General features: G+C 73.1%; 15 protein-coding genes. 6 read left to right on the top strand and 9 right to left on the bottom strand.

The window, feature by feature from the left end; all coding sequences use genetic code 11:
* The first annotated feature begins 71 nt into the window (after window positions 1-71).
* On the top strand, window positions 72-872 hold the full coding sequence (locus ACGWYJ_RS21235; RefSeq protein ID WP_395107953.1) for an SAM-dependent methyltransferase: 801 nt from the start codon (window positions 72-74) through the stop codon (window positions 870-872).
* 66 nt (window positions 873-938) lie between these two features.
* Entirely contained in the window at window positions 939-1,580 is a 642-nt protein-coding gene (locus ACGWYJ_RS21230) for a nitroreductase family protein (protein WP_395107952.1), read from the top strand.
* Window positions 1,581-1,614: 34 nt separating this feature from the next.
* Here the strand turns inward: ACGWYJ_RS21230 and ACGWYJ_RS21225 are convergent, their stop codons facing one another.
* Both ACGWYJ_RS21225 and ACGWYJ_RS21220 read right to left on the bottom strand, forming a co-directional pair.
* Entirely contained in the window at window positions 1,615-2,349 is a 735-nt protein-coding gene (locus ACGWYJ_RS21225; protein ID WP_395107951.1) for a maleylpyruvate isomerase family mycothiol-dependent enzyme, read from the bottom strand.
* Between the two features lie 59 nt (window positions 2,350-2,408).
* Window positions 2,409-2,648: a hypothetical protein gene (locus ACGWYJ_RS21220; protein WP_395107950.1), complete on the bottom strand. Its 240-nt coding sequence runs from the start codon at window positions 2,646-2,648 to the stop codon at window positions 2,409-2,411.
* Between the two features lie 175 nt (window positions 2,649-2,823).
* Between ACGWYJ_RS21220 and ACGWYJ_RS21215 the strand changes: the two genes are divergently transcribed.
* Window positions 2,824-3,756 (top strand): endonuclease, encoded by a 933-nt coding sequence (locus ACGWYJ_RS21215; RefSeq protein ID WP_395107948.1) that lies wholly within the window; start codon window positions 2,824-2,826, stop codon window positions 3,754-3,756.
* An 87-nt stretch (window positions 3,757-3,843) separates the two neighbouring features.
* Window positions 3,844-4,296: a hypothetical protein gene (locus ACGWYJ_RS21210; RefSeq protein ID WP_395107947.1), complete on the top strand. Its 453-nt coding sequence runs from the start codon at window positions 3,844-3,846 to the stop codon at window positions 4,294-4,296.
* A gap of 141 nt (window positions 4,297-4,437) precedes the next feature.
* On the opposite strand, the gene ACGWYJ_RS21205 is transcribed toward ACGWYJ_RS21210, so the two are convergent.
* From ACGWYJ_RS21205 to ACGWYJ_RS21175, 7 genes are all read right to left on the bottom strand, one after another.
* Window positions 4,438-6,033 carry a hypothetical protein gene (locus tag ACGWYJ_RS21205; RefSeq protein ID WP_395107946.1) on the bottom strand — a complete coding sequence of 532 codons (1,596 nt, stop codon included), beginning with the start codon at window positions 6,031-6,033 and terminating at the stop codon, window positions 4,438-4,440.
* A 12-nt stretch (window positions 6,034-6,045) separates the two neighbouring features.
* Entirely contained in the window at window positions 6,046-8,439 is a 2,394-nt protein-coding gene (locus ACGWYJ_RS21200; RefSeq protein WP_395107945.1) for a GTPase-associated protein 1-related protein, read from the bottom strand.
* Window positions 8,432-11,293 (bottom strand): SAV_2336 N-terminal domain-related protein, encoded by a 2,862-nt coding sequence (locus ACGWYJ_RS21195; protein WP_395107944.1) that lies wholly within the window; start codon window positions 11,291-11,293, stop codon window positions 8,432-8,434. The genes ACGWYJ_RS21200 and ACGWYJ_RS21195 overlap by 8 nt, the downstream gene beginning before the upstream one ends.
* A 2-nt stretch (window positions 11,294-11,295) precedes the next feature.
* The gene (locus ACGWYJ_RS21190) at window positions 11,296-12,282 is read right to left on the bottom strand and encodes an AAA family ATPase (protein WP_395107943.1); all 987 of its coding nucleotides are present in this window, start codon (window positions 12,280-12,282) and stop codon (window positions 11,296-11,298) included.
* Window positions 12,283-12,293: 11 nt separating this feature from the next.
* Window positions 12,294-13,880, bottom strand: coding sequence for a hypothetical protein (locus ACGWYJ_RS21185; protein ID WP_395107942.1), 1,587 nt, complete (start codon window positions 13,878-13,880; stop codon window positions 12,294-12,296).
* A 17-nt stretch (window positions 13,881-13,897) separates the two neighbouring features.
* Window positions 13,898-14,962 carry a trypsin-like peptidase domain-containing protein gene (locus tag ACGWYJ_RS21180; RefSeq protein ID WP_395107941.1) on the bottom strand — a complete coding sequence of 355 codons (1,065 nt, stop codon included), beginning with the start codon at window positions 14,960-14,962 and terminating at the stop codon, window positions 13,898-13,900.
* Window positions 14,963-15,180: 218 nt separating this feature from the next.
* Window positions 15,181-16,050: an AraC family transcriptional regulator gene (locus ACGWYJ_RS21175; protein WP_395107940.1), complete on the bottom strand. Its 870-nt coding sequence runs from the start codon at window positions 16,048-16,050 to the stop codon at window positions 15,181-15,183.
* Between the two features lie 92 nt (window positions 16,051-16,142).
* On the opposite strand from ACGWYJ_RS21175, the gene ACGWYJ_RS21170 reads away from it, so the two are divergent.
* Both ACGWYJ_RS21170 and ACGWYJ_RS21165 read left to right on the top strand, forming a co-directional pair.
* Window positions 16,143-16,925 carry a phytanoyl-CoA dioxygenase family protein gene (locus ACGWYJ_RS21170; RefSeq protein WP_395107939.1) on the top strand — a complete coding sequence of 261 codons (783 nt, stop codon included), beginning with the start codon at window positions 16,143-16,145 and terminating at the stop codon, window positions 16,923-16,925.
* 233 nt (window positions 16,926-17,158) lie between these two features.
* Window positions 17,159-17,986, top strand: coding sequence for an alpha/beta fold hydrolase (locus ACGWYJ_RS21165; protein ID WP_395107938.1), 828 nt, complete (start codon window positions 17,159-17,161; stop codon window positions 17,984-17,986).
* The last annotated feature ends 18 nt before the right edge of the window (window positions 17,987-18,004 follow it).

Genomic DNA, 18,004 nt, shown 5'->3' with positions numbered 1-18,004 from the left:
CCGCAATGCGCCGTGCCTTCCCGAAGTTGTGGTGCGCTACCGCCGGCGAGCCGTCGGCTGGAGGTCAGGTCATGCAGGAGGATGCAGCTCCCATCGAGCTGAACGTCGATGTGGCGCATCCCGCCCGGATGTACGACTACTACCTGGGCGGCAAGGACAACTTCACCGCCGACCGCGAGGCCGCCGAGGCGGCGTTGCAGTCGGCGCCGGAGATCCGGTCCATCGCCAGGCAGAACCGCGCGTTCGTGCAACGCGCCGTGCGGCACATCGTGAGCCAGGGCATCCGGCAGATCCTCGACCTGGGCGCCGGCCTGCCCACCCAGCGCAACGTGCACGAGATCGCGCAGGAGATCGCGCCGGACACCCGCGTGGTGTACGTCGACAACGACCCGATCGTGCTCGTTCACGCGCGGGCCCTGCTCACCGGCAGCGCCGACGGCGACACCCGGGTGCTCCAGGCCGACGTCCGCGACTCCGCCGAACTGGTGCACCGCGAGGACGTGCGCGACCTCATCGACTTCAGCAAGCCGATGGCGACGATGCTGGTGTCGGTGCTGCAGTTCGTCCCCGACAAGGACCCCGAAGAGATCGTGGCGCCGATCCGCGAGGTCATGGCGCCCGGCAGCTACCTGGTCCTGGCACATCCCACCCACGACTTCCGCACCGACGAGGTGCTCAAGGTCGCCAGCACCTACGGCCAGGCGAAGGCGCCCGCGGTGCCGCGGGGCAAGGCCGAGATCGAGGGGCTCTTCGGAGACTTCGAGCTGCTCGAACCCGGCCTCGTCCAGTCACCGCTCTGGCGCCCGGACGGGCCGCTGCCGGAGGACCTCGACCGGATCTGGATGTACGCCGGCGTAGGCCGCAAGCGCTGAGTCCCCTCGGCGGCCGGTCCCCGGGCCCGTTCCGGGCCCACTCCGCTTCCCCCACATGGAGGTTTCATGGACGTCATCCAGGCCCTGAAGACCACGGGGACCTGCCGCTACTTCGACACCGCCCCGGTGCCGGACGAGATCCTGCTGGACGCCTTCGAGGCGGCCCGGTTCTCCCCGCAGGGCGGCAACCGCCAGCCCGTGCGCTGGGTGGTGGTGCGCGACCCGGAGAAGAAGCGGCGGTTGCGCGACTGGTACCTGGAGCCCTGGAAGGCGTACCTGGCGGGCATCGAGTCCGGTGACGTCGCGGTCGGCGCGCTGCCGAAGGCGGTCGTCGACGCCGACCACTTCGCCGAGCACCTGCACGAGGTCCCGGCCATCGCCGTCCTCTGCGCCGAGCTGGACGGGCTGCACCCCACCGACCTGGAGCTGGACCGGCTCAGCGTGGTCGGCGGCGGCTCGATCTACCCGACCGCGCAGAGCTTCTGCCTGGCGCTGCGCTCGCACGGCGTCGCCACCGCCGTCACCACGCTGCTCTGCCACTACGAGCCGCAGGTGAAGGAGCTGCTGGGCATCCCCGACGGGGTGATCACCGCGGCGCACATCGCGGTCGGCTACCCGGCGCGCGGCTTCCCGACGAAGCTGTCGCGGCTGCCGGTCGAGCAGATCGCGTTCGGCGAGACCTACGGCACCCCGCTCAAGCAGTCCTGACCGGCGGCCGCCGCGGTGCGGCACCCTCTCCGCCTCAGAGGGCGTAGTTCCTGAGGACGGCGAGCGCCTGAGGTCCGTGCGGCCCCGTCGCCTTCAGCGCCGACTCGGCCGCCGGAAGGCGGCGGGCCCCGACGCGGCAGAACTCGGCGGCGGAGCCGGTGATGGTGGAGGGCGAGTCAGGGTCACCGAACGTCCAGGTCCGGCCGTCGGGGGCGGTGAGTTCGCAGTACACCGGGCCGCCGTCGATGCCTTCCGCTGCGAACGCGTAGGGCAGCGTGCGGTGGCCCAGCCAGGCGATGTGACGCAGCCGGGCGGTGTCGGGGTAGGCGATGCCGAGCGCGTCGGTGATGTCGTGCGCGTGGGTCCAGTTCTCGGCGAGGCGCGTGGTGGCCAGGGACGCGGGGGAGACGCGGTTGGTGACCCACCGCAGGCGTGTCCCCTTGGGCTGGGCGCGCAACGCCTGCGGGAGGGGGAAGGCGACCGCGCGCCAGCGTGCCAGCAGGTCGGCAGGGGAGATGCCGCGTTGCGCCGCGACCAGGCTGCCGGCCGAGTCGTCGACCTTGCCCGGCAGCGCCGCCGCGAACGCCTCCTCGTCCCCGGCGATCGAGGCCGCGACCAGCTCCTCCGACTGCGCCAGGTGCAGGACCACGTCGGCGACGCTCCATCCTTCGGCGGCCGACGGGCTGTCCCACTGGGCGGGGGTGAGCGTGGCGAGAACGCGGTCGAGCTGCTCGTAATCGGCGGCGAGGTCATCGAAGATGTCCGTCATCCGGCAACATTAGCGAACGAACCGGACCAACCGCGGTGAGAAGGCGCCGAGGCGTCAGGTCACGAGTCGTCCACGGGCGGGTCCACCCAGAGCACGGCCTGCGCGGGGGCGCGGATCGCGATCCTCTCGCCGGTGTTCAGCACGAGGGTGAACTGGGCGAGCGTCTCGCCGTGGGCGTTGCGGTACCCCTCGGCGTCCACCTGGAGGCCGCCCGCGACGCCGTCGATGAGGATCTCCACGTCCGTGCCGAGGAGGGGCGTCCAGGTGTTCGGCTGGATGGCCTGCGCGTCGGCGGTCATGCGCTGATCGTCCCACGGTCCGCGGCGGTGCGGTCACCGGGCCTCGCCGCGGCGGGCGGCGGCCTCACCGGGCGGCGGGACCGCCGCTTGTCGGCGCCCGGGGGCCGGGTTACGTTGCGGCCGTAGTCCGAACCTTCCTCACAGATGGGCCTCACCGATGGGCTCGGAGCTCCCCGTGCGTCAGAGTCCCCGCATTCTCGCCCTCGCCGTCCTGTCCGCCCTCGCCGCCCTGATCGCCGTCGTTCCCCTCGCCGGGACGTCTCCCGCCCACGCGGGCGCCCTCGCCTCCGGGACCTTCAGGGCGCTCACCTACAACATCGCCGGTCTCCCCGACTTCCTGTCGAGCGCGCCGAAGCCGCGGGCGCCCGCGACCACCGCCATCGGGCAGCGGATCGGGCCGTTCGACATCGTCAACGTCCAGGAGGACTTCAACTACCACGCGTACCTGTACGCGGCCGACGGCCACGCGTACCGGACGCCGACCACGGGTGGCGCGGGCTTCGGCAGCGGGCTCAACACCCTGTCGCACCTGCCCTACAGCGACCTGGACCGGATCACCTGGGACCGCTGCTTCATCAACCAGGCCGACTGCCTGACCCCCAAGGGCTTCACCTTCCTCCGCGTACGGCTTGCCGAGGGCGTGCACCTGGACGTCTACAACCTGCACGCCGACGCGGGGGACACGGCGGGCGACGAGTGGGCGCGCCGTGGCAACCTCGCCCAGCTGACGTCCTACATCCGCGCCCATTCGGCGGGGAACGCCGTGCTGGTCATGGGCGACACCAACACCCGGTACACCCGGACGGGCGACAGGATCGCCCAGTTCGCCGCCGACAACGGGCTGACCGACGTGTGGGTACGGCTCGTCCGCGGCGGTGTCGCGCCCGCGCCGGGCACGCCCGACCTCGGCTGCCCGGGAACGGACCCGGGCGTCGAGTGCGAGGTGGTCGACAAGATCCTCTACAGGAGCGGCACGGGGGTGACGCTCGACGCCACCCGCTACGCCAACCTCGACTCCGGTTTCCGGGACGACCGTGGCCGCATGCTGTCCGACCACTTCCCCATCGCCGCCGACTTCACCTGGACGAGCACCCCTCCGGCCGGGTGACCGGTCTCCCGGCGAGGACGGGAGGCTCCCGGCGCGAGTCGCCGCGGATTTGGGACAACACGTACAGTAGGCGAGTAAAGTCGTCCCGTGATCGTTACCCCCAAGGGCCTCTACGCCACCGCCCTGCTCCCCGTCCTCCTGCTCACCGCAGCCTGTGGAGGCGACGAGTCGGCGGCGCCCCCGCCCGCACCGACCACTCCCAAGGCCGCCCCGGCGACCAGCACCGCTCCCCAGCCGTCACCGTCGCCCACCCTGGCGTCCCTCGACGACGCCGCGGACGGCCGGAACCTGGACGCCTGCCGCGACGGCACCTGCGAGGTCGTCGTCAAACGGGGCGACGAGCTGCGCTTCGACAAGAAGTTCGACACCGGCCCGCTGCTCGTCCTCAGCGCGGGCGAGCGTTTCTCGGTCACCAACACGACCACGGGCTTCACCTCGTCCATCAGCGGCGGCGGCAACATCCAGACCGGCGGGATCCGCATCGACCTCGGCGAGTCCAAGGGAGACCGCACGGCCCTCACGATCAGTCCCCGCTCCTGAAGGCCCGTGCCGGACGCGGTGCCACGCGCGCCGGACGGCTAGGGGAGCGGGGAGCAGAGGCGGAGCAGCAGCGCGAGCGCGGCCACGGCGATCGTCAGGCTCAGGACCAGGACGAGCAGCCGGGCAGGGGCGTAGGGCTTGTCACGCATGGGATTCCTGGGTGTAGAGGATGCCCTGGCGCTCCAACATCCAGCGGGTCAGGCGCCGGACGCTCGGGTCCGTCCCGGCCTCGCCGTCCACGGCGGCGGTGCTGAAGTAGGCGACCTCGCCGAAGTACTGCTCCGCGAGCCTGGCCGTGTTCCCGAGCCCCAGGCCGTCGGGGTCGCAGAGCCAGTCGCGCACATGCTCCGCGTCCGGCATCCGGCCGGCGACGCCGGTGCTCGCCAGCAGGTCCGCCTTGGTCACCACCACGGCCAGGGAGATCCTCTTGAGACGCGCGCCCATCTGGCGCAGGCAGGTGAAGGTGGTCTCGAAGGCCAGCCCCTCGGCGCGCGGGTCGGAGCGTTGCCGGTCGAGGCGCTGCCGGTCCCGGGGCGGCAGCCCGGCCCAGAACCGCTCCACCGCCAGCGGGTCGATCGCCAGCACCAGGACGTCGGTGTCGGCCAGGTACTTCTGGTCCCGCCCGCGCACCGAGTCGTAGGTGAGCTCGCCCGGAGGGTCGAAGAGGTAGAACAGCCGTTGCGGGCCGGTGTTCAGCCGCAGCCGCAGCCGGTAGCCCTGCGGCCTCACGGCGGGCGGCGTGGGCGCGGTGTCGCCGGCGGCCTCCAGCCGCGCGTCGATCGCGGCCAGCCGCTCGCCGGTGCCGTCGATCGCCTCCACCGTGTCGTCCGCGTCCTCGGCGATCTCGCGCAGGCTTCGGGTGATGGCGCGCATGAGCCTGGTCTTGCCGGTGCCGACGCTGCCGGTGAAGGCCACCACGATCTCCGGGGTGGCGCCCGCGCCGCGCGGCAGGGGCTGACCGCAGGACGGGCAGTACGCGTCCAGTCCGCCCGACCGGATCACGAGCGTGGGCAGCGCGGTGCCGCAGGAGCAGTGACGCCGCAGGACCCCGTACGTGCCGGGCCGGGTGTCATGGTGGGCAGCGCCGCAGCCGGGGCATCGGTAGATGGGCAGCGGCGCCGCCTTCTGGCAGGTGCCGCACAGCGGTCTGTGCTTGCCGGAGATGAGGCGCACGACGGTGTCCAGTGCGCGTATCGCCCACGCCGCCGGGACGGCGACCAGGAGCACGGCCACGACCGCGACCGCATGCCCGAGCCCGGTGACGAGAAAGATGACGGTGCCGGCGAGGCCGCCCAGCGTGAGGCCGACGAGCTCCGCCCCCACCAGTATCCACACCAGGAGGGCGTCGAGGCCGCTGTGCCGCTGCACCAGGTCGACGAACCGGTCCAGAGTCGCCTTCCGGTACCGGCGCACGGCGAGCCGGGCGGCGCGGCGCAGGTCCGCGCGGACCGGCCCGGAGAAGTACCCGGGCACGGCCACGCCGCGATCGTCGGCCGGTCTCCCCTGAGCGACCGGGACGGGCCCTTCGGCCGCCCCCGTCTCTTCCCGCTCCGCCTCTTCCCGCTCCGGCTCGGCCCGCACCGCCGGGACGGGATCGGTCACGAGCGCCTCGACCAGCGCTCGCCCGTACGCGGTGCCGAAGGAGTGGACGCCCAGGTACATGCCGATCACCAGCCGGTACACGACCGCGAGGAGCACCGGGATGGCCTGGAGGAGGACGGAGAGCACGACGAGCATGGCACCCGCCCCTCACGGACGCCTGAACAAGCGGCCGAGCCGGCCGGGCGTCTCGGGCCGGTTGGTGCGGGCCCACAGCTCGAAGGCGCGGGCGTCGTTCTCGCTGCCCCGCTCCTGGACGACGGCGGCCACCGCGCGCAGTTCGCGGTGCGGCCACGACGGGACGGCCGGCACCAGCGCCTCGCTTTCCAGCAGCCGCGCGCGGTACCGGGCGTTCTCCCTGATCAGGTGCTTCATCAGCAGGTACGTCCAGGCCGCCAGGTCGCGCTCGGCCGGTCCGGTCGCCAGCCGTTCGCGCAGGTGCGCGCACAGCGCGTGGAACACCTGGTCGGGGCAGCGCTCCACCGAGGTGGTGTTCGCCGGATACCGGGTGATGATCACCGGCAGCCTGCGGTCCAGGAAGGTGCGCAGGTCCGGTCCGCCCTCGGCGTGGGCGGCGTAGAACTCCAGCAGCGACTCCTCCCGCGGCGGCATCGGCGAGGCGTGGATGCGGCGCAGCCGGGTGGCGATCTCCAGCATCCGCTCCGCGCTCGCCAGGTCGGCCTCGGGCAGCGCCGGACGCACCGTGATGATCTGTTCCAGCAGGTCCGTCCAGGGTTCGTCGGGACGGCCCGGACCCGGCGGATCGTGCAGGGCGGCGGCCAGCCACCGGCCCAGCGGCCCGCCGCCGAACGCCTCGCCCGGCAGTGCCGCCACCAGCCGGGCCGCGTCCTCGGGCGGCCAGCGGCCCTCCGGCCACAGCAGGGTCAGCAGCTCACCGGTGACGCTGTGCCGGGACACCCGCGCGATCAGCGGCAGCACGTCCGCCGCGGCGCCCTCGCCCTGCCGGGCGTGCTCGATCAGCCAGTCGACTTCGAGGGCGGGCCGATCGGCGAGGTCGTCCCGGTCGAACATCCGCACCGGCAGCGCGGCGAAGGCGGCGCGCCGCTCCGCCGTGGAGCGCGCGGCGAGCCCGTCCAGCAGTCCCCGGCGCAGCGCCGGCCAGGCGCGCGCCGCGTCCTCCAGCCGCGCGGGCGGCCGTCCGGAGAGCACGGCGGAGGTGAGCGCGCCGTTCCCGCAGGCGCGCACGACCTCGCCCGGGACGAGCGCGTTGGCGTCGGCGGCCCAGCCGAGCAGGTCCAGCGCCGCCTCCGCGCCGGCGTCCGGCAGCCACCGCGCGCACGCCTCCCCGGCGAGGCTGCGGCCCCCGGCGTCGCGCAGCGGCACGATCGCACCCGGGAGGCGGCCCGCGCGGAGCCGTTCGAGCGCGTCGTCGAGCAGCAGGCGTTCGATGTGGGCGGCGCGGTCCCCGTCGAGCTTGCGCGCGATCTCCATGAGCTGCCGCTGCCGCGCCTGCCCGAGACGGGCGAGGGGCTGGGCGAGCGACGCGTCGACCATCGCGCTCAGCGTCGCGTCCCCGGCCATGCCGCGGGCGTCCCAGAGCCAGCCGACCGCCGCGTCCAGCTCGGCGTCCAGCAGCGGCACCTTCGCGCGCATCGCGGCGGCGGCCAGCGCGGGGAACCACTGGACGAGCGAGCCGCCGGCTCCGGCGCGCAGTTCGGGCGCCGCCCGCCACAGCTCCCCGGCGGCGGCGATCCCCACCCTGGCCAGCAGGGTCGCCGCCGGATGCGGCCGCACGCCGGGCTCACCGCCTTCCGCCATGTCGAACAGGAGCAGGCCGCCGGGGGCGAGGCCGCCGGACCGGCCGACCGTCCCGATCATGTGGGTGCCGCAGTACTCGGGGCTGTGGCTGTAGGTGGAGAAGGTCAGGTCCGCCGCCAGCGCGTCCCCCAGCAGGTACGACACCGCCGCGACCCAGTGCGCGACCGCCGCGCTGCCGGCGCCGTTCACCAGGACGGGAGGCCCGTTGCCAGCCATGCACTCGTCCACCGCCGACAGCAGCGCGGGCAGCAGGGCGGCGTGCGGCTCGGCGTCCAGCCAGGCGATGACCGACGCGCGGTTCAGCGGGCCGCGCGTCGGCGGGTCCCGCAGGACGGGCAGGACGGGGTCGCGCACGGGTGCCGACCGCCACACCGGCGACTCCCACAGCTCGATGGGCAGCGTGCCCGCGAAGTCGGCGCGCGGGTCGTCGCTGATCAGCGTGTGCGCGAAGTAGTTGCCGGGACGGTTGGAGAAGTCGACGCCGGTGAACGCGACGCGGGCGGTGAGGGTGGCGCCGGGCCGCTCGGCGTGCTCGGCGCGGGTGTGCAGCAGGTTGACGGGGTAGGCGTCCAGCGGGAGCGTCCCGTCGGGGGACATCAGGCCGGTGGGGGCCTCGTAGACGGTCAGCTGCTCCACCTCCCGCATCGCGACCGGCGAGATCCCGGGGCTGGCCGCGTTGAACTGGAAGCCCGCGTAGTCGGAGAGCCCCCGTTCGCACGAGGTGTAGTAGAGCTGCCGCAACGCCATCCGGGTCCTCTCAGTCACGCCATGCGGGGATCATGCGGAACTGGCTGAGCAGCCAGAGGAACGGGTCGGTGACCCGGTGGGGACGCACACCGGACGCCACCCTGTTGTCGTGCGTGGGCGGGCCGCCCAGGGCGGACACGCCGAAGTAGCGGAAGCGGCGGTAGTGCTCCGACATGATCGTGTCGATGCCGGCGGCGCCCCAGTCGTCCAGCAGGCCCCGCACCTGCTCGTGCACCTCGCGGCCGTCGTCCTCGGCGTACGCCGGGTACCCGGCCGGCGGCTGCCGCAGGGGGCTGGACGCCGGGAACCCGTGCGCCAGCGCGTCCATCTTGGAGAAGACCACCGCGACCGGTTTGTCGACGATCGCGCCGCCGTCCAGCAGCGTCCGGGTGATCCGGTTCAGCACGGTGATCGGTTGCTCGGCGTCCCGGGGCCGCGCGGGCAGCGGCGTGCCCGGCTGGGCGTGCAGCCGTGCCTGGACGAGCTGGAGCGGGTCCAGCATCAGCAGGACGCCGTCCGCCCCCTGGAGATAGCGCGCGACGCGGTCGAGCCGTTCGGCGGAGGCGAAGTGCTCCCCGGCGGTGTCGTAGAACGACAGCAGCGTCTCGGTCACCCCGCGCCGCGGCAGGATCCCGCGCCGGGGCAGGGAGAACTGGAAGACCAGCGGCGAGACGCCCTGCGGCCCCGAGGGCCTGGTGACCTCCGGGAGGCGCGCCTCCTGGTACAGCGGCCACTCGTAGTAGCGGCGGAACCGCTGCCGCGTGGTGTCGTCCGCGCCCACCAGCGTCGCGTCCAGCAGTGACGAGACGGTGTGCTGAAGCTCGTGGACCAGCACCGTCATGTACGCGGTCTTGCCCGCCTCGCGCGGGCCCACCAGGGCGAGGAGCCGGCTCGGCATCTTGGCGAAGCGCGGGGGCAGCGTGCTGTGGCAGGCCGGGCACACCCGGATGCGGGTGGTGCCGCCGCAGTCGGGGCACACGGCCTGCTCGGCGCGGCCCCGCCCGCCGAACACGGGGGGCTGCGGGCGCCGGTAACCGGTCCGCTCGTACTGGATCCCGTCCAGCCGCGCCGCGCACACCCGCCCGTCCGGGCGGGGTTCGCCGGTGCAGCGGAACCTGATGTCGCGTTCGGCGAACCGGTCGTAGCAGTACGGGCAGATGTGCGGGGCGCGGCGGGCCGCGAACGGGACGCGCGGCGCCGGAGCCGGGCTCGGGGCGGTGGTGCCGGAGGTGGCGTTCTCGCCCAGCATCGCCTTGAGCTCGTCGGCCTTGCGCGCGTACCGGCCGCCGAAGCGCCGCAGCACCTGCTCGGCGACATGGGCGAACGGCAGGCTCTCGTCCTGGAGGAGGTAGTCGCCCTCGATGCCGGCGCCGGCGATGAACGCGCGGAAGTCGCGGTTCTGTCCCAGGCGCGCGCCGACCAGCGCCGACACCGCCTCCAGCACCCGCAGCGCCTCGGGCAGCGAGAGCCCGTTGCACAGCTCCTCGCGCACTCCCGGCAGGAAGTCGTAGCGGACCTGGTCGGGCGCGGTCCCCGGCGGCGCCGTCCCGACCCGCCGCAGCAGCCCTCCGAGCATGACCTCGGCGATCTGCGAGCCACGCGGCACGGGCGCCATCGCCTCGTGCACCAGGCGGACCACCGGCAGGCTGACCGGGGCCGCGGCCAGGCAGGTCGCCAGGCGGAAGGCGCCCGGCGACGCGGTGGCCTGGAACCTGGCGACCCGTTCGGCGGGCGCGAGCGCGGAGTCGTCCTCGTCGGGCGGCCACGGGTCGGGATCGCCCTCGTCCGGGTCGACGAGCACCGCCATGCCGTCGACGCCGCCGGTGCCCGCGCCGGTCAGCAACCGGGCCCACGAGCCCAGCCAGGCCGGTTCGATCTCCAGCACCGGCACCGGGAACGCGCCGTTCTCCGGGGCGGGCGCCTCGAAACCGGACCAGCGCAGACGGGTGTTGGGCAGCCCCGGCGCGCCCGCGTGCAGCCGTACGGGGACGGGGCGGGCGGCGCATCGTTCCCACAGGCGCTGAGGCAGCGGCTGGCAGATGGCGACCGGTCCGCGCCGCGCCCAGCCCGCCAGCATGCGGTGCGCGTCGCCCGACGACCATTCCGGCCCGGTGCAGTCGCTGAACACCAGGACGGCCTGCCGCCCATGGCCGTCGAAGACCGCGCCGGGACGCCGCGCGGCCGTGCCGGGTGAGCGCGGCCGTACGCCCAGCCCGCTTCGCGCGCCCTGCCCGCCGGGTTGCCGCTCCATCACCCAGGTGCGCACGTCCCGGAACGCGCCCGTCTCCTCCAGCAGCGCGCGCAGCTCCCCGGCGAGCTGGTGCCACAGCTCCATGGACCGGTGCCCGTCGATCACCAGGGCCAGGTCCAGCCAGCGGGTCCGCGCCGGGACCAGGACGGGCGCCCAGATCCGCTCGTCGGCGATCCGCCCGACCGTGGCCTCCTCGTCCAGGACGGTCTCGGTGCGGGACGGCGCGGTGCGCTTGAGCGGGCGCAGCGCCCGGCTCAGCGGCAGCGGACGGGCGATCCCCGGGGGAAGGGGAGCCCGGACGGGCGTCGCGCTGGCAGGGACCGGTCCCGCGTCCAGCTCCGGGGGAAGGTGCAGGGCCGCGGGCGCGGACAGGGCGGCGGACAGAGCGGCGGGCGGAGTGGCGGGCAGGGCGGCGGGCGCGCCGGTGCGCTCCGATGGCGGCGCGGGCTCCCGCGGTTCCCGCGAGTTCACCGGGTCAGGCGGTGGCGCGGGCGGCGCGGGCTCCGGTTCCCGCGACCGGACGGTGATGTGCCGCGCCAGCCAGAGCACGTCGCGCAGATCGTCCTCACCGGGATCGGCACCGAGATCCCGAAGCAACTGGACGAGGCGCGGCAGGGTCATGGTCAGCCGTCCATCGTCCGCAGATGCTGGAGCACCATCTCGATCAGGCGGTCCCTGCCGTCCGGCCAGCTTCCGTAGTAGTTCAGGTAGATGGCGTTGAGGAGCTGGTCGGTGGCCAGGTCGCCGTCGGCCCTGCGGCGCTCGAAGTCCTCGATCAGCGACTCGCCCTCGGCCGCCAGCTCCGCGCCCAGATGCGAGCGGACGATCGCGGTCAGCCGCTCCCGGTCCGGCGGCTTGATCCGCAGTTGCAGGCAGCGCCGCAGGAACGCGGGCGGGAACTCGCGCTCCTCGTTGCTGGTGATGATGACCAGCGGGAACGCCTCGCAGCGCACCTTGCCCCCGGTGATCGTCGCGTACTCGCTCCCGTCATGGGTCAGCACCCGCACCTCGGGCTGCCGCTTGGCGGCCCGCATCAGCTCCGGGATCTCGTACTCGCCCTCCTCGAACAGCGTGAGCAGGTCGTTGGGCAGGTCGATGTCGCTCTTGTCCAGCTCGTCGATCAGCAGCACCCGTGGCTGCTTCCCGGGCAGGAACGCCGTGCCGAGCGCGCCGAGCCGCAAGTACCGGCCGATGTCGCGCGGGTCGGCGTCCGGGGCGTCCAGCGCCTCGCCCGCCCCGGCGGCCCGCTCCCAGAACGTGGTGTCCTGGAGGCGGGCGATCGCGTCGTACTTGTAGAGCCCCTCCTGGCGCGTGGACCTGCTGGTGATCGGCCAGTACAGGACGTCGCCCAGCCGCAGCTCGTGGGCGACGCTGTAGGCGAGGGTCGACTTGCCCGTACCGGGCTTGCCCGTCACCAGCAGCGGGCGGCGCAGATACAGCGCCGCGTTGACCAGTTCGATCTCCTCCGTGCTGGCACGGTAGGTGGTGGCCCGTTCCGTGCCCAGACGGCTGCGCACGGGATCGAACCTGCGCCAGGGCGGCGGCGGTGGCAGGCGCCCGATGCCGTCGTGGGGCTCGCCATCGCCGCGATAGATCAGCCAGTCGCTCACTGCACTCACTCCTAGGGGGCCGCCCGTCCGAGGCGCTCGCGCGGCGGGCTTCGGGTGGGGTCGTCCCAGAGCACCGCCAGATGCCGCAGGGGCTTGTCCGCGAGCAGCGCGACCTTGCGTTTCTCGTACAGGGTCATTTGCAGGTCGTCCAGCCGCGTGCCGTCGAGGCACGTGGTGAGCTCAAGCCGGAACCGCGCGCCTTCGCACAGCCCGTTCTGGGACGGGTCCACGGAGGTGTCGCGGGCCCCATCCGTGCCGTGGACGCGCGCGGTGCAGCCCGCCGTGCGCCACACCGCGATGGGAACGCCCTCGTCCAGCGCGGTCCGCAGGGACGAGCGGTCACCCGGGGCGGGCGAGCAGAGCCCCACCGACACCCAGTCGCGATGCAGCAACAGGTCCCGCCGCAGCTCGTGCCGATGCGCCTCGGTCTCGGCGCAGCCGACCCAGCGGTGCGGCACGCCCGCGGTGTGACGGCCCTCGGCGATCGCCTCCCAGCGCGCGCGGGCCTTGTCCAGCAGCCGCCAGGAACGCTGCCTGACCAGATCGCGCACCACCACGGGATAGTCGAGGCCGAGGAAGGAGTCGTGCTGGTCGGTGTCGCCGAGCCACAGGTGCACGTCCTCGGCCATGAGGCCGCGCGGCAGGATGAACTCGATGACCAGCTGGTCGGAGGCGGAGATCTGGTTCTGGTGCTTGTGTTCCAGCGCCTGTTCCAGCAGGTGGGGCACCAGTTCCCGGACACGCTCCAGGCTCAGCGCCTCCTGGGCGTCGTCGCCGGTGGCCGTGGCGGCGTCGAGGTCGGCCGCCGCGGGGTCGAGCCGGGTGCAGCGGGCGCCGCCGTCCTCGTCCCACATGAACCAGGTGTCCAGCAGGAACCGCCGCTGATCGGTGCCCTTGGGCGCGAGCCGTACCACCAGCGTGGGACGGGCCGGAGCGCGCGCGGCGGCGTCGTGACCGTCGCGGCGGCGCCGCAACAGCAGCAGGGGCTGGTCGCCGCCCATGAGATCGGCGATCTCCCGGGCCAAGCGCTTCACCGGCAGATCCGCCGACGTGGTGACCAGCGTCAGCTCCCCGTACCGCTCGTCGAGCAGGCACAGCAAGGACAGCAGGGGATGCAGCCGCTCCCGGCCGTCCGAGCGGGGGACGGGGAGCAGCTCCAGCGCACGGATCAGGCCGTCCGCGTCGTGCGGCGCGCCGGTGCCCGCCCCGGGGCGGGAGAGCGCGGCCCGGTACAGCCGCTCCACCGAGCGCCACGGGGCCTGATCCCGCTCCAGCGTGCGGCGCAGCAGGTCGATCAGGGTGTCGCGCTGCCAGAGCGTGAACCACTGCGACGGCAGCACCTCCTGGCAGTACCGCATCGCGGCGTGGTGGTGCTCCGAGCCGCGATGGTCCGTGGACATCGCCTCGAGAAGCTCGTGCAGCAGCCCGGGACGGGACGCGGCGTACTCGGCGATGGCCGCGATGTCGCTCTCGTCGGTGCCGCCGCGGACCGGGTCGAAACGCGTCCCGGAGGCGCGCAGCACGCCGATCAGGTGGGTGCGCGCGTCCCTGTCGAGCATGCCGGGCAGCGAGCCCAGCAGCTCCGTGAGATGCCTCAAGTGCTCCGCGTGCTCGCTCACGTGAGCGTCGGGGCGGCGTTCAGGCGGTCACGGGCGGGGGAGGGAAGCGCTCGGAGGACGCTCGACATCAGGACCCCTTCGTTCCTGTAGGTGAACTCGCCGGTGGCGGGGTCGACCAGGTCGCCGCCGGCCCGGTGCACCGCGCACACCTGCCAGGAGTCGTTGAAGACGGGCGACCCCGACGATCCCGGGAGGGTGGCCGTCACGTACTGCACCACGTCGCCGCCGACGTACTCGACGAAGTTGCTCTGCATCGCGATCTGCTTGGGACGGCCGCCCGGGTGCTGGATGATGTTCACCCGCTCGCCGGCCGCGATCCGGGGCTCCTCCCAGGCCAGCCATCCCCAGCGCTCGCCGGGCGAGCCCCGCAGCTCGAAGATCGCGAAGTCGAGCCGGCGGTCGGCGTGGAAGAGCCCGCCGGGGGCCGGCGTGTACTCGGACCTCTCCAGGGCGTTGCCGAACCTGTCGTCCTCGTGGTTGAAGCAGACGGTCGTCCCCGCCAGGGCCTCCGGCGAGGGCACCACGTGCGCGCAGGTCACCATGAGGTCGGGCGCGACGAGGAACCCCGTGCCGAGCATCGTGCGGCCGCCGCCGTCGACCGTGACGAGCGCGACCGGGCGGGCCACCTCCAGCGCGTGCGCGAGGAACGCGATCGGCCGGAGCGTGTTCGCGACGATGATCTTCTCGGGTGGCGGGGCCGGGGCCGCGCCGCCCCGCCAGTCCCCGACCGGCGGGAGGTCGGCGACCGGCGTCATCATCGCGTGCCGTGTCATCAGCTCGCTCAGCACCCGCTGCCGCTCCGGCCCGGCCACCGGCTTCACCGCGTTGAGGAACAGGCCCAGCACCTCCTGGCCGCGCTCGTCGCGCCCGTAACCGGCCAGGTAGGTGACGATGTGCCCGATCGACAGGTAGGCCGACCCCTCCAGCCTGATGTGCCGCGCGAGACGCCCGAGCCCGGCGATCGCGAGCATGCTCCTGCGTCCTTCGCCGCTGGACAGTTCCTCGATTTCCAGAAGGACGTCGAGAAGCCGCCGTTGTTCTTCGACGCTCAGCTTCACCATGGGACCCCCGTGTGCCCTGGCAGAAGATTACGGCCCGGAGGCCATCGGAGCACGACCACGCCGGAGAAAAGGCAAGAACCGGCCATCCCGCGTCATTCGATGATCGACATCGTGGTCCGCTTCGCGGGTAAATCGGATGTTTCTCTTGTGCTGCGGGTATTCGTGAAACGGCCGGATCGTGCCAAAACGCGAAGGGAACGGCCGAACGCGGGCGCGCTTTACGGCCCCGCCGGGCCGGACCTGTTGCGCCGCCTGTACTCGGTGGGGGTCAGCCCGACCAGGCTCCGGAAACGCCGGGCGAAGTACGTCGGGTCGTCCCAGCCGACGCTCGCCCCGATCCGCGCGACCGGCAGCGCCGAGTTCACCAGCAGCGACGCCGCCCGCTCGGCCCGCACCCGGGCCAGGAAGCCGAGCGGCGAGAGGCCGAGGTACCGCCGGAACAGCCGTCCCAGATAGGCGGGGTCCAGGTTGACGGCCTCCGCCAGCTCGTCCAGCCGCCACGGGGCCGAGGGCGCCGCTTCGAGACGGGCGATGGTCGCGGCCACGGCGGGATGGACCGCCGCCTCCAGACCGGCGTCCTCGGGACCGCCGCGGTCGGTGCCGTCGGTCAGGATTCCCAGCACGGTGATCAGGCGGCCGAGCGTCCTGCCGGGGCGGCGGCCGGATTCCAGGTCGCGTTCGAGCAGTTCGATCTGCGCGATCGCCTCGTCCGCGTCCGGAGGGTCGAGGGATCGGACCGCCACGCCCCGGGCCCCCGACGCCACCGGGTCCGTCCACAGCAGCCTGCGCAGCGCCGGCAACTGGTAGAGCTCGGCGCGCAGGGCGTGCTCCGACAGGCAGCAGTTCGCGACGGTGAGGTCGGCGCAGTCCCGGAACGCGTGCCAGGCCCCGGGACGCACCACGATCGCGTCCCCGTGCCGCAGCGGGCGCTCGCCCGCGCTGGTGACGTGGCGCCCGCCGCCCGGCCCGACGATCGCGATCTCCAGGAAGTCGTGGGTGTGCGGCTCGACGCCGGCGGTCAGGCGGTGCCGCCCGCCCCAGATGGGTCCGTCGGCGAACAGCGCCTGCTCGTGCAGGGTGGTCACCATGTCGGGATCGTACGACTGCTCGCCGGAATCGGCCTAGCCCGTGGCGGTGCCTCTCGGTGAGGCTGGACGCACACCGATCGAGGAGGTTTCCCATGATGAGCGACACGATGATCACCGATGTGGACGCCGAAGGCCGGGTCTCGGAGGAACTGGTGGCGGCCTACCGCGAGAACGGCTTCGTCCGAATCCGCGGGGTCCTGGACGAGGCCGGGGTCGAGCGGTTCAGAACGGCCGCCGAGGGCTACCTGGAGGCCCATCGCTCCGAGAGCCTGGAGACCGGCGCCGTGTTCAGCCAGCTCGTCAACGTCTGGCGGCGCGACCCGGTGCTGCGCGAGCTCACGCTGAGCCCGCGGCTCGGCCGGATCGCGGAGCAGCTCGCCGGGTTCCCGCTGCGGCTGTGGCACGACCAGATGCTGGTCAAGGAGCCGCACAGCAACGCGGCCACGGAGTTCCACCAGGACCGCCCGTACTGGCCGCACGCCGGCGACCGCCTGGCCCTGTCGGCGTGGATCGCCCTGGTCGACGTCCCGCCGGAACGGGGATGCATGACCTTCCTGCCCGGCACCCAGAACCGGACCGACCTGCGCCCGCAGGACCTGCACGACTCGGAGGACCTGTTCGAGGCCGACCCGTCCCTGCGGTGGGCGCCCCGCGTCACCCTCCCGCTCCGGGCCGGGGACTGCACCTTCCACAGTGGCTACACCGGCCACATGGCGCTGCCCAACCGGACCGGGACGGCCCGGCTCGCGCACGTCACCATCTACATCGACGCCGAGACCACCTACTCGGGCGCCGGCCACCCGGTGACCGACGACCTCGGCCTCACGCCCGGCGACCGCCTGGACGGCGACACCTTCCCGCGCCCCTGGGCCTGAGCGCGGCCGCGGTCGCCGAGCGGAGGCGCGCGGCCGATCAGGTGGCGGGGATGAGGCGATAACGGCGAAGCCTCATCCCCGCGCCGCGGTTGCGGTTTCCGGTGTGCGGCGTCCGGTAAGCGGTGTCTGGTGTTCGGGTAAAGATTGAGCGACCCCGGCTTGTCTATTTTGTGTGGTCGGTCCGGGTATAGCGGTGCGGTACGACGACCACGAAAAGCACATCGGGGGAATCGATGCCGTTCATCACCACGCGTGATAATCAGGAGATCTACTACAAGGACTGGGGCCAGGGGGACCCCGTCCTCTTCATGCACGGGTGGCCCCTGAACGCCGACGCGTGGGACGACCAGATGAAGTGCGTCGCCGACACGGGATTCCGGGGCATCGCCCACGACCGGCGCGGCCACGGCCGTTCGAGCCAGCCCTGGGACGGCTACGACTTCGACACGTTCGCCGACGACCTCAACGACCTGATCAGCACGCTGGACCTGCGGAACCTCACGCTGGTCGCGCACTCGATGGGCGGCGGCGAGCTGGCCCGCTACATCGGCAGGCACGGCACGTCCCGGGTGCGCAAGGCGGTCATGGTCGGCGCCATCCCGCCGCTCATGATCAAGGGCCCGGACAACCCGGAGGGCGTACCGGAGAAGGTCTTCGAGGACATCAAGCGGGGCATCCTCGGGGAACGCTCCCAGTACTGGATGGACGCCTCCGAGCCGTTCTTCGGCGCCAACCGCCCCGACAACCGCGTCACCCAGGGGAACCGCTACGCGTTCTGGCGCATGGGGATGCAGGAGAGCATCCAGGCGGGCGTGAAGTGCGTGGACGCCTTCTCCCGGACGGCCTTCCACGACGACCTGCGCGCGTTCGACATCCCGACGCTGCTGGTGCACGGCGACGACGACCAGATCGTCCCGATCGACGGCACCTCCCGCAAGGCCATCCAGATCATTCCCGACGCCACCCTGAAGGTGTACGAGGACGGCCCGCACGGCCTGACCCTGGTCCCGGGCTACAAGGAGATGTTCAACAAGGACCTGCTGGCGTTCCTGAGGAGCTGACCGGCGGGTCCGCCGCGA

Source organism: Actinomadura sp. SCN-SB (assembly GCF_043906805.1).
Taxonomy (GTDB): Bacteria; Actinomycetota; Actinomycetes; order Streptosporangiales; family Streptosporangiaceae; genus Spirillospora.
The sequence above is the reverse complement of the archived record's forward strand: the minus strand, read 5'-3'. Positions and strand labels throughout refer to the sequence as shown.